Genomic DNA, 13573 nt, shown 5'->3' on the forward strand with positions numbered 1-13573 from the left:
AGACTACTCCTTTACTTTTTGATAAATATATTCGGCACAACATAAATCTTCTACTGCTAAGCCAACCGCATCAAAGATCGTGATCACTCGTTCTTCTGTACGCCCTGTTTTCTGATGGGTGACTAATTCACCTAGAGAACCGAGAATGTTTGTCTGATCAATTTTTCCTTCTGACAAGGGGATCAAATAGTCGCCACTTTCCCTTTTGACCGCTTGGTAATCATCTACATACAGTTGCCCAGATGCCATCAAATCACTTGTTAATTCACGGGTATCTGGTGTAAATGTTCCGATTGCATTGATATGTGCGCCAGATTTAACCTCTTTTTTTGATAAAAAAGCATACTTACTAGGTGTTAAAGTACAGATAATATCTGCTTCCATAGTCGCGTCAGCCAATGTCGGACAATCAATAAAACGCAGTTTTGGATAATTATTTTGCTGTTCTAGAATAAATTGTTTTCGTCGTGTTTCATCTAAATCATAGACAAACACACGGTGAATCTTTCGGACACAGGTAATTGCGGCTAGATGTGAAACCGCCTGTTGCCCTGTTCCAATCAATGTGAGTGTATCTGCTGATGACTTTGCTAGGTAATCCGTGGCTAATGCTGAAACTGCTGCTGTCCGTATCCAAGTCACGGCATTCGCATCGATCATCGCGACGGGTTGTCCGTTTTTTGAATCGAAGAGTATGATTTCACCTAAATGTGAAGGTAGCTTTTGTTTGTGATTGTTGGGAAAAGCCGTGATGATTTTTGAACCAAAGTACCGGTTCCTTCCCAAATAAGCGGGCATCATCGCAAAGATATTTTGTTCCTCTCCATCTGGTAATTGTTGGACCATTCGCTTCTCTTGAGAAATCTTCCCCATTTGAAAATCTTCAAAACACTGTTCTATTACTTTGATTGCTTCTGTAAAACTAAAATGAGTGATTACTTCATGATTATCGATGATTTGCATATTTCCCCTCCTTTTTTTCTATCCTAGCGTTCGAAAACAATACATTCAATGATATAATTGTATGGAATACAATTTTTTGAAAGAAGGAACGAGCATGTCGATCAATTCTTATGAGAACTATCCACTGACTTGGCGTCCAGATAAAAAAAAGTTACATCGCCCGATTTATCAATCACTTATCACGCAGCTAGAAGCTGATATTTTATCCAATAAATTACAAAAAAATACAAGGTTGCCTTCCCAAAGAGAACTCGCTGATTTCTTAGACATCAATTTCACAACGGTTGGTCAAGCCTATAAATTGGGACTAGAAAAAGGGTTACTTTATACAAGTATCGGTAGTGGGACGTTTGTGTCCCCCAATGCGTTTACCTCCATCACTATTTCTTCTGATCAAGTACCTGATCATGTCATTGATTTTGGGTTAGTCAGTTCATTTGATGAATGCAACGAAATGATCACTCCTTTTATTCAATCTGTTTCACAAAATCATGCGACTAACGGACTTCTTAGCTACCGTGAACCTTTAGGGACAACCTATCAATTGACGATTGCTAAAAATTGGTTGGAAACACAAGGTGTCTATGCTTCAAGGGAACAAATCGCTATTGTTTCAGGTGTCCAAAATGGCTTGGCGATCACACTAGCTGCTTTGTTTTCTCCAGGAGATCGTTTTGCTGTCGATCGCTATACTTATTCGAATTTCATTGAGCTTGCTCACCTTTACCATATGGAAATCGTGCCGATTGATTTTGATATGGAGGGTATGCTTCCCGAATTGCTTGAACAAGAATGTCGGAAAAAAGAAATCCACGGGATTTTTCTGATGCCTTCTTGTAACAACCCCATTGGTTTTCAACTATCTGCAAAACGGAGGCAACAGCTAAAAGAAGTCATTGCAAAGCAACAATTGATCGTGATCGAAGACGACATCCATTCTTTTTTGACTACCTATAATCAAAAAAGAACACTACCTTCATTCCAGCAATTACTTCCTGAACAAACCATTTATCTTGCTGGAATGACCAAGTTTATCTGTGCAGGCTTGCGTGTTGCTTTTCTAGTATTTCCCGAAAAGTACAAACAAAAGATCCAACAGGCAATTTTCAACATTAATGTCAAAACCTCGAGTTTAGAGGCTGAGATTGTCACACAAATCTTATGCTCAGAAACCGCACAGGACATACTCGAAACAAAATCCAACTATACAAAACAAGCAAATGAACGATTCGATACACTTTTCAACTTGCCACGACCGACCAATCCACTTCCTTTTTATCGAAATCTCCCTGTTCGAAATGATCTGTCCCCAGAAACGATCGAACAAGCTTTTTTAAATAAAGGGATTCGTGTCTATCATTCACATCGTTTTACGACCCAACCGCAGCATGATCCTTTTATTCGAATTGCTTTATCCTCTAATCCTTTGGAAGTATTAACGAAAGGGCTTGAAATCGTCAAAAAAGAAATCGTGTACTTTCAACGATGACTTATCACATAAAATCAAAATGATGCAACTCATTCTTTTTGTTTTAACTGCTCGAACCCATCGAGGAGGAACCTATTTTTGATCATAGGTTCCTCCTTTTTTCTTTTTTCATATAAATAAAATTTATCATAACTACCTATTTTGACTATAGCCCTGAGCGAACCCTATACTTCGTATGTATTAAAACTTAGGAGGAATCATTCATGCTAACAGGGTTAAACTTACTAAATAATCCATTTTTAAATAAAGGAACTGCTTTTACAAAAGAAGAACGTAAAAAATACGGAATTGCCGGAATGCTTCCTAGCACAGTCCAAACATTAGAACAACAATCTGTGCAAGCATATGGCCAATACCTAAGCAAACAAACTGATTTAGAAAAACGTATTTTCTTAATGAACTTATTCAATACAAACCGCACACTTTTCTATAAATTGATGGGACAACATTTAGTAGAATTTATGCCAGTAGTATATGATCCAGTAGTCGCAGATGCCATCGAACAATACAATGAAATTTTCTTAAAACCACAAGATGCTGCATTTCTTTCGATCGACGAACCAGAATTGATCAAAGAAAGCTTGAAAAATGCCGCAGCTGGTCGTGATATCCGTTTGATCGTTGTCACAGATGCAGAAGGAATCCTTGGTATGGGTGACTGGGGAGTCAATGGTGTTGACATCGCGATCGGAAAACTAATGGTTTATACAGCTGCTGCTGGTATCAATCCAGCGCAAGTATTACCTGTATCGATCGATGCTGGTACCAACAATGAAGAATTATTGAATAATCCGTTATATCTAGGAAACAAACATGCGCGTGTCGAAGGTGATTCTTACTATGAATTCATCGACCAATTTGTATCATCCGCTACAGAACTATTTCCTGAACTATTGTTACACTGGGAAGACTTTGGTCGTGGCAATGCCGCAACGATCTTAGAAAAATATGAAGACAAAATCACAACATTCAATGATGACATCCAAGGAACAGGGATCGTCGTACTAGCTGGTGTACTCGGCGGATTGAATATTTCTGGTGAAGCCTTGAAAGATCAAACAATCCTAACATTTGGAGCTGGAACAGCTGGAGTCGGTATCGCTAATATCTTATTAGATGAAATGATCCGTCAAGGTGTGCCGGAAGAAGAAGCTCGTAAACACTTCTATCAAGTGGATAAACAAGGACTATTATTCGAAGATACTGAAGGCTTGACTCCTGGACAAATTCCTTTTGCACGTAAACGTTCAGAATTTGCTAATAGTGAAGAATTGACTAATTTAGAAGCAGTTGTCAAAGCAATTCACCCAACAATCATGATCGGTACATCTACTCAACCAGGAGCATTCACAGAAGAAATCGTCAAAGAAATCGCTAGCCATACACCACGACCAATCATCATGCCTTTGTCTAACCCAACAAAATTAGCAGAAGCAAAAGCTAAAGATTTGATTGAATGGACAGATGGAAAAGCATTAGTGGGAACAGGTATCCCTGCGGATGATGTGGAATACAATGGCGTGACTTATCAAATCGGACAAGCAAACAACGCATTGATGTATCCAGGATTAGGACTTGGTTTGATTGCTTCAACAGCTACTCGTGTGAACGCTGAGATCATCTCACAAGCAAGTCGAGCATTAGGTGGGATCGTTGATGTCACAAAACCAGGGGCAGCTATTTTACCACCTGTTGCAAGAATCACTGAATTCTCACAAACGATTGCTGAAACAGTCGCTCAATCCGTCGTGAATCAACAATTGAACCGTGAAGAAATCACTGACATCAAAGCAGCTGTCGAAGCAGCTAAATGGGTGCCTGAATATCAAGATTTAGAAGCTTAACTCACGCTCGTCTCTTTCACAATAACTCGTTACTAAAACAGTTCTGAGCACAACGAGACTTAAAGTAAAAAATACGCATGGTAAACATCGAAGCCTTGGATCATTCGTTCACCGAGAAATAGGAAAACCAACTATTTTCAACGAATTGATCCAAGGGGTGTTTTTTGTCAAGAAATACTGGAGTCGGTTGAAGAATAGCTTTAAATTATTTTTCAACTAATAGAGAACTCCTCTTACGTTAATCAAGGAAAGGATCTGTAAGAATGTTACATCAAGAACAAACGACTTCTACAGTCGCTAAGACAAACAAAGAAGGTTTTTGGGAAACAAAAATCAGTGGAGTCAGTTTACCTATCTATTTGATCATGGTTCTCGTGTTGATCATTGCGATGGCATTAGGTAAATTACCAACAAATATGATCGGGCCAATCGCTATCCTCGTCATTTTTGGGAATCTTTTCCATTTTATCGGGACAAAAATCCCAATCGTCAAAAGTTATTTAGGTGGTGGCTCTGTTTTTGCGATCTTCGCTTCCGCAGCTATCGCAACCTTTGGTATTTTACCTGATTATGTCGTGAAATCAACTGAAAACTTTGTCAATAATATGGGCTTTTTAGACTTTTATATCGCTGCTTTGATTACCGGAAGTATTCTAGGAATGAACCGCAAATTATTGATGAAAGCTTCCGTTCGTTTTATCCCTGTTGCACTTATTTCTATGGTTGTTTCATTTTTTGCGGTTGGACTAGTGGGAATGTTGATTGGTAATGGTTTCGCTAATTCCGTATTATACATCTCTTTACCTGCTATGGCTGGTGGTGTAGGTGCTGGTGCTGTTCCACTATCAACTATTTATGCAAACGTCCTAGGAACAGACGCTTCTGCTATTATTTCACGTTTGATTCCCGCAACCGCAATGACAAATGTCCTTGCCATTATCGGTGCCGCTTTAGTCGCTCGCGCTGGACAATCCATGCCAAAATTGAATGGTAATGGGAAACTGATGGAAAAAGGCGATCTAGGCGACGGCAAACCACGCAATGTAAAACCTTCTATCCCTCAATTAGGTGTTGGTTTGATGGTGTCGATCACCTTCTTTATTCTTGGACAAATCGGTAATTACTTTGTACCAAAAGTTCATGCGTATGCTTTTATGATCATTATCGTAGTCATTTGTAAAATCACCAATATTCTTCCTGAATATTATGAAGACGCAGCGATCATGTTCAATAACTTGATTGTTAAAAATTTAACAGCAGCTGTTTTAGCGGGTATCGGGATTGCCTTATTGAACTTGAATGTTTTAGCCTCTGCTTTAACATGGCAATTCGTCGTACTTTGCTTGACAAGTGTCATCGTCATCTCTCTTGTATCTGCTTTTGTCGGTCGTCTATTCGGACTTTATCCGATCGAATCAACGATCACAGCAGGACTATGTAACAATTCAATGGGTGGTACAGGAAATGTTGCCGTCTTATCCGCAGCAAACCGCATGGAATTGATTGCTTTTGCTCAAATGGGCAATCGTTTAGGCGGAGCGATCGTCTTAATCATTTCAGGATTTTTGATGCAACTATTCTCTTAATTCGAATAAATGTAAAAAAACTGGCTCTATAATTTATGGGACTGATGAATCAAAATTGATTCTTCAGTCCCATTTTCATTTTAGGTATTAAAAAACATATCGTTCTCTAGTATGATTAAATCACCACAAAATAAACAACTGAGAGGACGATATGCTATATGAATGATTCTATCAAAAAAATGCTGAGATTAATAGATAAAGATTTGATGATTACTGAGATCTCTTACGAGATCTTTCATAAGGAAAAGACATTGGTCATTAATGCCATTCTCTCACCTGATCCTCGTACCTGTAGAAGTTGTGGTTCTACTGTGGTAGATGGAAACGGGAAAGCAATTGTGGTGAAAAATGGGAAGAAGGAAATCATTGTCCGCTTTGAACAATACAATCATATGCCAATGGTTATGCGCTTAAAAAAGCAACGCTATACCTGTAAAAACTGTCGAACCCATTGGACTGCTCAAAGCTATTTTGTCCGCCCAAGATATTCAATTGCGGAACATGTCAGATATAAAATTGCTTCTTTACTGACTGAAAAAGTCTCTTTATCTTTTATTGCGAAAAGCTGTCAGGTATCTTTGACTACCGTTATTCGTACATTGAAAGAGTTTAAAAGCTATTTACCAAAGCCCACTAAGAGGATTCTCCCCAAAGTATTGATGGTTGATGAATTTCGTTCGCACACTTCCATAGAAGATAAAATGAGCTTTATTTGCGCAGATGGAGAAACAGGTAATTTAATTGATATCTTACCTACGCGTAAATTACCTCGATTAACAAACTATTTCTTGGGCTGCACCAATCCAGAAGAAGTAAAATTCTTAGTCACAGACATGAACGCCGCCTACTTCCAGCTCACCAAACGCGTTCTGCCAAATGCGAAAGTAGTGATTGATCGGTTTCATATTGTCAAACACATGAATCAAGCTTTCAATGAGTTGCGTATCCGTGAAATGAATGAACTGCGTAAAGCAGGACAGAAAAGCCATGCAGAAAAACTGAAAAAGAACTGGCGCTTTCTGCTAAAAAATCGTGCAAACATTAACCACTATGAATATAAAACATGGAAAAGTTTCCGAGCACCTAAATACCCATTTCTTACTGAAGCAATGATGATTGATCGATTGCTTAGCTTTTCTACGTCCCTAAAGGAGGCGTATCCCTTTTTCCATGAGTTAGTTGAAGCTTTTCGAGACAAAGACCCTGACTTGTTTTTCTCCTTATTGGCAGAACTTCCCGAAACGTTAGATGACGGCTTTCGTGAGAAACTTCAAAACCTTCTGACCTACCAAGAAGGCATCGCCAATGCGATGATTTATCCATACTCCAATGGAAAAATAGAAGCAAAGAATACCCACATAAAAACAATGAAACGAGTATCCTACGGATTTAAATCATTTGAGAACATGAAAATTAGAATCTTTTTGACCAATCAATTAATCAAAGTTAGATAACAAAAAATCTGAGCCAGAATGAGGTTCATTCTGACCCAGATTTAATTTTTCGCAACTCATCAGTCCTTATTGACAAAGAGCCAAAAAACTTCTCGATTCTTATTCGAGAAGTTTTTTTGTACGATGACATTCATGATTCCTTTAGAAATTGTTTTTGCCATTTGGTTGAATGATAGCCGATACGTTCATAAAAACGGTGTGCCTCGTTTCGATGTTCGCCAGAGTTTAGTCGAACACCAAAATAGCCACGTTCTGTTCCTTCCTTCTCGACACTCTCCATCAATCGTCTGCCAATTCCTTGATATTGGACTTTTGAAGAAACCGCTAATGCTAGAATATTGAACAACGTTGGACTTAACAATGTTTCATACTTTTGCGCATGGACATATCCTAATACTTTCTTCGTCCCTTCTTCCTCATAAACATCGACGACATAGATCTCTGGTTGTGCCAAGATGCATTCTAATTGCTTCGTCATTTCCGAAAGTGGTATCTCATACCCTAATTCTTCCTTATTTAGCTTGTTTATGGTTTCTGCATCCTCCACACGAGCAGTTCTTATCATTTTGTTCTTCCTTTCTTCTCTAATTTTATGTACTAAGACAAGGATAGCATGGTTTTTTCTATGGAAATAAACCTTGGTCAATTTCTTGATCAAAAGAATGATAAAAAAAGGAGAAACCTTGCATTTCAAGGTTTCTCCACTATTTTAATACTATTCTTCTTCTTCAGCCATGAATGTATTGAAGACCTCTTCGATCATATCCCATTCAGCATCTGTTTCGATTTGTTCTAATTCGCCTTCTGTTCCGTCTTCGTTTTCAACGTAGGCATAGGCTTGTAATTCTACATCTTCATCTTCCGGTACGCCGGCTGGATAAAGCAATACGTAGTTACGACCAAATTCTTCTTGGCCATCGACTGTTAACAAGATTTCGTATAATGTTTCATTTCCTTGATCATCGACCAATGTGATATGTTCATGTCCTTCATGATCATGTGTATGATTGTGTTCTGCCATTAGAACCCCTCTTTTCATTTTTTAAAATAGTTGTTTTCCCGAACCATCTAAATAATTTTGTAAAATCATCACCGCAGCAAGCTTGTCGATGACTTTTTTTCTTTTTGCTCTTGACGTATTCGCTTGTTCGACCAACATACGTTCTGCTTGTACGGTAGTCAGTCGTTCGTCTTGATAGTCGACTGGTAGAGAAAACATTTCTTTGATCTTTTCTCCGTAAGCCATTGAGCTTTCTGCTCTAGGACCGATTGAATTATTCATGTTTTTCGGCAAGCCTACAACAAAACGATCTACTTCGTACTGTTTGACCAGTTCTGCCAGTCGCTCAAATCCAAATTCTTCTTTGTCTTCATCGATACGAATGATCTCTACGCCTTGTGCAGTCCAGCCAAAAGGATCACTAACAGCGACACCTACAGTCTTTGAGCCGACATCCAAGCCCATCACTCTCATAGATTCACTCCATGATTTGAGAGATAGTCTTTGACGATCACTTCCATGATTTCATCGCGTTCATGACGACGGATCAGATTCCTTGCATCACGATAACGAGGAATGTAGGCCGGGTCTCCAGAAAGCAAGTAGCCCACAATCTGGTTGATTGGATTGTAGCCTTTTTCTTCCAAAGCCCGATAAACGATCGCTAATGTTTCGCTGACTTCTTTTTTACGACTATCATCAAAACCAAAACGTACGGTTTCATCTGTAAAACCCATGATTCTACACCTCTTTCCGCAGGGTAGTCAAATTACCCTCTACACCCTTTATTTTACTCGAAATGTGGTAAAACTACAAATAAATATTCCAACTTCGCTAGAAATATAAAATTAATAATGATTTCTTATTTGATTGCATTGATTCCAACATTTATGAGTACACTTTCTTACAGTATACGTGATATTTAATGAAAAATAAGTCTTTTCTCTGTTTTTTCAAAAAATTCACAAAATATTCAAATAACTAACGCACATAGATCATGTTTTCTTTGCTTGTCCCGTTTGATAGTTGATCGTATAACCGTCTTGCACATTATAGATAAACACATTGAACGAGATTTGGTTATCTTCAATGCTTTGGGCTTCTAACTGAACACCTCGTGCTACTAGTTCTTCCCCTTCAAAATGTGGTGTTACCCGATAACGAACGTGATGATTGGTTTCTTTGATGTATGCTGCAATATCGTTTTCATGTGCCAGCATATGAGGGGTATTCAACGAACGAGTCCCTGTCATCAAATTTTTGATGTTATTGTTTTGACCAGTTAGCTGAAAACCTATCAAGTGGCTTCGATTGTAAAGCCATTGTCCGTCACTCAATTTTTTTTGTTTCCAACCTGTAGGATCGATATAAAGGGACTCACGTTTTTCTTTAGGGAACATCTCTTTTCCTAACATGGCATTGGCTTGACCTACACGATTCAGTCGATCGATATCGGAATAACTTTCCCATGTTCCTTTATCTAAGCTCAGTTCTTCTTTTGTAAAAGTCGGCTTATTTTGATTGATTTCGATTTCTTGGTGCGTGCCGTCGTATTCAGGAAGATTTGCCACTTGTGAGACTTGAGGTTTTGCATCAAATAGACCTGTCAGTTGTTGAACGAGATCAGAGTCTTTTTGCGTCGTTGAAATCCCTAATGCACCAGCTAAAAGAGCAACTGCGACACCTATGATTGTTTTGGTTGTTTTTTTGTTCATGTATCTACTCCTTTATTCAGTCGAACTCCATAAATCTTAACATATGTTCCCCTTTTTTTAAATAAAGAAGTATTTAAATTCTTTCAACAATTCCTTCTTCAAAAATTATATACGCATTTTCAGTCTAGTTCCTAAAATAAACAACCTAAATTTCCACGTGAAAGGAAATCTAGGTTGTTACTAAAACTTCATCAATTGATTCGATTGATCTTCTTGTCTATTCTATCACCAGGTGAATACGTTTTTTTGATAGGACAATTAGGTGCTCAACATCGATTCTTCTTTCAAGTTTCTTTTACAAAGTTTGCTCTGTTCATTGCCTGTTCGATCATCGCGACTGTTGCTTGTGGGTCTTCTACTCCAATGATGAGACGATTGAATTCTTCATCTTTTAGTGTGATAACGACTGCGTTTTCTTTTCTTTTGAGGTCATAAAATACCTTGTTTGAATCTTGGACGAATGTTCCAGCAAAATAATATCCATAGGCATCGACTCCCATTCTTTTTTCGCCAAATTTCGGTGTATCTTCCCAGACATCGGCATCCACAGTTGCGCCTAATACATTGGATAATGGTGTGGATATTTCATTTTTCAATGCCCACAGTTTTCGTACGCCTTCCATACTGATGATCAATCGATCATTTTGGATTTCAACTTTAGCCATTTTCTACTTCCCCCTGTCTGTAAGATTCCCTCGACGCATGATTCGATCAGCAATGATCGTTTCAATCGAACCTTCGTTTTTCTCTTCCAAAGCGGTGATTACCTTCTGTGCGACTTTCTTTACTTCGTTGTCATCTGCCGTACGTTCTAATAATGCGATGATCAATAAATCAATCAATAACCCATTATCGGTCACTCCCTCTTCAGCTATATAGTTAAAGCAAGTCGTAAATAAACCAGCTTTACTATAATAAGCAGAGTATAAACTTCCTCGAAGCAAGCCAGTCGCTTTTACCAATTGACTGATCGACGTCCCTGCATACCCATTTTTGGCAAATATTTTTGCCGATTCTAGTAAAACTTTCTCTTCATTAAATTCTCTCGTTCTTCCCATAACTTAATTATGCCACATTATTGAACGATTGGTCAACAATTAACCAAAAAGCTTGTTTTATCTTAACTATTGACTTAACACTTGTTTCTCTACATTGCCCTCAATTGGATCTTAATTTCCCTTTCACTGCTTATTTTTGAGATTCAAGTTTTCTTTTTATACGTTTTCCAATTTGTTTGTAGTAAAATAAATACAAAAAAACAACTATTGGAGAAAATGCCATGCCAGAAAGAGATTTAGATTTATTGCTTAATACCTGTTTATTGGCGGGAAAAATAATGACAGAAAGTAATGCAGAGATGTACCGTGTAGAAGATACGATGAGTCGGATCGCTTCTGCTTCTGGAAATTATCGCTTAGTTAGCTACGTGACCCAAACAGGACTATTTATCGGATTTGATCGGACTTCGACGATCCGCATGGAACAAATCACTAATCGAACGATCAATTTAGAAAGAGTAGTCAAGGTCAATAACCTTTCAAGAAAATATGTTGCCAATGAATTGACTTTGGAAGAACTATATAGCGCATTACAAGAAGTCGAGAAAGATCGACGGATGTTCCCAGTATGGCTACAAATCATCAGCGCTGCTATCATTAGTGGGACGATCATGATTTTATTTGGTGGCGAATTGAAAGATTTACCGATCACATTGTCGATCGGGGGAGTGGGCTACATTGTTTATCTTTGCAGTTTACGTTTTTTTAGAATCAAGTTTTTAGCTGAATTCCTCTCCTCTTTGATTATCGGTATTGCCGCTATTTTAAGCGTGCGTTTAGGAATCGGTCTCAATCAGGATTTGATCATCATTGGTTGTGTCATGCCGTTGGTTCCTGGTGTTCAAATCACCAACGCGATTCGTGATCTATTAGCGGGGCACTACGTTTCTGGTGTTTCTCGTGGAGCAGAAGCGATGATGACTGCAGCGATGATTGGTTTTGCAATCGCCTTTATCTTTCAAATCTTCTACTAAGAAAGGACTTTAGCCATGTGGCATGTATTGATTCAATTTTCTTTTAGCTTTTTAGCGACCGCTGCTTTTGCAATCATCACTAATGTGCCAAGGAAAGCCTTAGTTTGGTGTGGTTTAGCTGGTGCCGTAGGTTGGATGATCTATTGGTTGTGTCTAGCTATGGGTGGCGGTGCAGCTTTAGGTTCATTACTAGGTTCATTAGGCGTTGCTTTTGCTAGTGATCTTTTTTCTAAGCAACTAAAAATGCCCGTCACGATTTTCAATATCCCCGGTATGGTACCACTGGTTCCTGGAGGCTTAGCCTATCAAGCTGTTCGCAGTTTAGTTACAGGTACTTATCAAGATGCGGCATTTTTCACGGTTCAAGCAATCATGATTGCTGGAGCGATTGCCTTAGGTCTAGTGATATCAGAAGTATTCAACCACAATATCCGTAGTTTTAAACTGAAACGTGAAGCGATTGTATTGAAGAGAAGAAAGAAAAAATGAGCGTTTCTCGCTTTGATCTTTTTTGTACAGAGCAATCATACTGTGGGATTCTTGCAATCTTTAATAAAAAAAGTGATAAGAGACGAAACTCGCAAGGATTTCATCTCTTATCACTTTTTTGTTTATATTGTACATGACTACAACTTTGTTTCGTTCATTTAAAATGCACGATACACATATTGATTTTCAGGAGCAGTGATTTTTTCTACTTTCGTCACTACGACTGAAGGAATCTCTCGCTTGAAAGGTTGATAAAAATCGGTTTGGATCGTCCCTTCTACTTTGTACCAGTCATCATTTTTCACAGTCATTCCTTCTGGCAGATGCGTCAACAATCCAAAAACCCCGGAATCAGCAACACAGTGGATGATCCCAAATCGAAAGAGAAAGGTATCAGTAGCCTTGTCATTTTTCGACTGATAGATAAAGCCTTCATAAGAGACTTTCTTACCAATGAATTCGCTTGGATAGTTGTAGATCAATTCCATGATCTCTAAATAATTATCGTCTGTGATCGCAATCATTTGTTCATCTTCGTATTTATCTTTTAACTCATTCATTTGATCTTGATAGTCGGATTTATTGAAATAAATACTCGTATCTGGTTTCAAATATTGCGTTTGCACTTGTGGATCGCCGACAGATTCTTTGCTTAGTGGAAAGTTGAACCCTTTCGCTTCCACGATCGTTGTGTTTAAACTAACTGTCGGAAACAGTGTTCCTACAACGATCGGCAAGGCTAATAAGAGATAAGCAATCCATCGCTGATAGGGTTTTGATAATCCGTGATCATGAGAATCATGGGACTCATGGACTCCTTTTTTCCCATCTGCTTTTACCCAAAGATACAACTGAACTAAGGCTAGTAAGGCAGATAAAACCATGGATAATACTGCCAAATAACGATAATGGACATTGATGTATTGATCTAAACGCCCTGAAACTTGAAGATACATCATCATTTCAAAATAACCAGATAAAATCAAAAATCGCAGCATGTT

General features: G+C 38.4%; 15 protein-coding genes. 6 read left to right on the top strand and 9 right to left on the bottom strand.

Annotated features, from left to right (window positions below; translation table 11 throughout):
• Positions 1–3: 3 nt before the first annotated feature.
• Complete coding sequence (locus IGJ00_RS11470; protein ID WP_195514265.1) at positions 4–963, bottom strand: ornithine cyclodeaminase family protein; 960 nt, start codon at positions 961–963, stop codon at positions 4–6.
• 94 nt (positions 964–1057) lie between these two features.
• Between IGJ00_RS11470 and IGJ00_RS11475 the strand changes: the two genes are divergently transcribed.
• The 4 genes from IGJ00_RS11475 to IGJ00_RS11490 all read left to right on the top strand — a co-directional run bounded on the left by IGJ00_RS11475 (position 1058) and on the right by IGJ00_RS11490 (position 7336).
• On the top strand, positions 1058–2452 hold the full coding sequence (locus tag IGJ00_RS11475) for a PLP-dependent aminotransferase family protein (RefSeq protein WP_438844581.1): 1395 nt from the start codon (positions 1058–1060) through the stop codon (positions 2450–2452).
• Positions 2453–2655: 203 nt separating this feature from the next.
• Complete coding sequence (locus IGJ00_RS11480) at positions 2656–4296, top strand: malolactic enzyme (protein WP_260697692.1); 1641 nt, start codon at positions 2656–2658, stop codon at positions 4294–4296.
• Positions 4297–4559: 263 nt separating this feature from the next.
• Positions 4560–5882, top strand: a complete 1323-nt coding sequence (locus tag IGJ00_RS11485) for a 2-hydroxycarboxylate transporter family protein (protein WP_071867301.1) — start codon at positions 4560–4562, stop codon at positions 5880–5882.
• Between the two features lie 158 nt (positions 5883–6040).
• Entirely contained in the window at positions 6041–7336 is a 1296-nt protein-coding gene (locus tag IGJ00_RS11490) for an ISL3 family transposase (protein ID WP_438844443.1), read from the top strand.
• Positions 7337–7466: 130 nt separating this feature from the next.
• Here IGJ00_RS11490 and IGJ00_RS11495 read toward each other — a convergent pair whose 3' ends face one another.
• From IGJ00_RS11495 to IGJ00_RS11525, 7 genes are all read right to left on the bottom strand, one after another.
• Positions 7467–7901 (bottom strand): GNAT family N-acetyltransferase, encoded by a 435-nt coding sequence (locus IGJ00_RS11495; RefSeq protein WP_071867300.1) that lies wholly within the window; start codon positions 7899–7901, stop codon positions 7467–7469.
• Positions 7902–8051: 150 nt separating this feature from the next.
• On the bottom strand, positions 8052–8357 hold the full coding sequence (locus tag IGJ00_RS11500) for a DUF1292 domain-containing protein (RefSeq protein ID WP_010734809.1): 306 nt from the start codon (positions 8355–8357) through the stop codon (positions 8052–8054).
• A 21-nt stretch (positions 8358–8378) separates the two neighbouring features.
• Complete coding sequence (ruvX, locus tag IGJ00_RS11505; protein WP_019723844.1) at positions 8379–8810, bottom strand: Holliday junction resolvase RuvX; 432 nt, start codon at positions 8808–8810, stop codon at positions 8379–8381.
• Positions 8807–9073, bottom strand: a complete 267-nt coding sequence (locus IGJ00_RS11510) for an IreB family regulatory phosphoprotein (RefSeq protein ID WP_002290885.1) — start codon at positions 9071–9073, stop codon at positions 8807–8809. The genes ruvX and IGJ00_RS11510 overlap by 4 nt, the downstream gene beginning before the upstream one ends.
• A gap of 258 nt (positions 9074–9331) precedes the next feature.
• The gene (locus IGJ00_RS11515) at positions 9332–10051 is read right to left on the bottom strand and encodes a DNA/RNA non-specific endonuclease (protein ID WP_071867299.1); all 720 of its coding nucleotides are present in this window, start codon (positions 10049–10051) and stop codon (positions 9332–9334) included.
• A gap of 284 nt (positions 10052–10335) precedes the next feature.
• The gene (locus IGJ00_RS11520) at positions 10336–10716 is read right to left on the bottom strand and encodes a hypothetical protein (protein WP_430603936.1); all 381 of its coding nucleotides are present in this window, start codon (positions 10714–10716) and stop codon (positions 10336–10338) included.
• A gap of 3 nt (positions 10717–10719) precedes the next feature.
• Positions 10720–11109 carry a TetR/AcrR family transcriptional regulator gene (locus IGJ00_RS11525; RefSeq protein WP_071867297.1) on the bottom strand — a complete coding sequence of 130 codons (390 nt, stop codon included), beginning with the start codon at positions 11107–11109 and terminating at the stop codon, positions 10720–10722.
• Between the two features lie 221 nt (positions 11110–11330).
• Between IGJ00_RS11525 and IGJ00_RS11530 the strand changes: the two genes are divergently transcribed.
• Both IGJ00_RS11530 and IGJ00_RS11535 read left to right on the top strand, forming a co-directional pair.
• Positions 11331–12083, top strand: coding sequence for a threonine/serine exporter family protein (locus tag IGJ00_RS11530; protein ID WP_023520080.1), 753 nt, complete (start codon positions 11331–11333; stop codon positions 12081–12083).
• A 15-nt stretch (positions 12084–12098) separates the two neighbouring features.
• Positions 12099–12572, top strand: a complete 474-nt coding sequence (locus IGJ00_RS11535; protein ID WP_071867296.1) for a threonine/serine exporter family protein — start codon at positions 12099–12101, stop codon at positions 12570–12572.
• Between the two features lie 158 nt (positions 12573–12730).
• On the opposite strand, the gene IGJ00_RS11540 is transcribed toward IGJ00_RS11535, so the two are convergent.
• A complete protein-coding gene (locus IGJ00_RS11540) occupies positions 12731–13570 on the bottom strand; it encodes a TIGR03943 family putative permease subunit (RefSeq protein WP_115358084.1) in 840 nt (279 codons plus the stop codon).
• Between the last annotated feature and the right edge of the window lie 3 nt (positions 13571–13573).

It is taken from the genome of Enterococcus sp. AZ062, assembly GCF_051715065.1.
GTDB classification, from domain to species: Bacteria; Bacillota; Bacilli; order Lactobacillales; family Enterococcaceae; genus Enterococcus_B; species Enterococcus_B mundtii.

Bases quoted from the DNA above. Each gene is read 5' to 3' on its own strand.
- IGJ00_RS11530 (WP_023520080.1), top strand. From the start codon at position 11,331: ATGCCAGAAAGAGATTTAGATTTATTGCTTAATACCTGTTTATTGGCG.
- ruvX (WP_019723844.1), bottom strand. From the start codon at position 8,810: ATGAGAGTGATGGGCTTGGATGTCGGCTCAAAGACTGTAGGTGTCGCT.
- IGJ00_RS11535 (WP_071867296.1), top strand. From the start codon at position 12,099: ATGTGGCATGTATTGATTCAATTTTCTTTTAGCTTTTTAGCGACCGCT.
- IGJ00_RS11515 (WP_071867299.1), bottom strand. From the start codon at position 10,051: ATGAACAAAAAAACAACCAAAACAATCATAGGTGTCGCAGTTGCTCTT.
- IGJ00_RS11470 (WP_195514265.1), bottom strand. From the start codon at position 963: ATGCAAATCATCGATAATCATGAAGTAATCACTCATTTTAGTTTTACA.
- IGJ00_RS11480 (WP_260697692.1), top strand. From the start codon at position 2,656: ATGCTAACAGGGTTAAACTTACTAAATAATCCATTTTTAAATAAAGGA.
- IGJ00_RS11500 (WP_010734809.1), bottom strand. From the start codon at position 8,357: ATGGCAGAACACAATCATACACATGATCATGAAGGACATGAACATATC.
- IGJ00_RS11490 (WP_438844443.1), top strand. From the start codon at position 6,041: ATGAATGATTCTATCAAAAAAATGCTGAGATTAATAGATAAAGATTTG.
- IGJ00_RS11495 (WP_071867300.1), bottom strand. From the start codon at position 7,901: ATGATAAGAACTGCTCGTGTGGAGGATGCAGAAACCATAAACAAGCTA.
- IGJ00_RS11525 (WP_071867297.1), bottom strand. From the start codon at position 11,109: ATGGGAAGAACGAGAGAATTTAATGAAGAGAAAGTTTTACTAGAATCG.
- IGJ00_RS11540 (WP_115358084.1), bottom strand. From the start codon at position 13,570: ATGCTGCGATTTTTGATTTTATCTGGTTATTTTGAAATGATGATGTAT.
- IGJ00_RS11485 (WP_071867301.1), top strand. From the start codon at position 4,560: ATGTTACATCAAGAACAAACGACTTCTACAGTCGCTAAGACAAACAAA.
- IGJ00_RS11510 (WP_002290885.1), bottom strand. From the start codon at position 9,073: ATGGGTTTTACAGATGAAACCGTACGTTTTGGTTTTGATGATAGTCGT.
- IGJ00_RS11475 (WP_438844581.1), top strand. From the start codon at position 1,058: ATGTCGATCAATTCTTATGAGAACTATCCACTGACTTGGCGTCCAGAT.
- IGJ00_RS11520 (WP_430603936.1), bottom strand. From the start codon at position 10,716: ATGGCTAAAGTTGAAATCCAAAATGATCGATTGATCATCAGTATGGAA.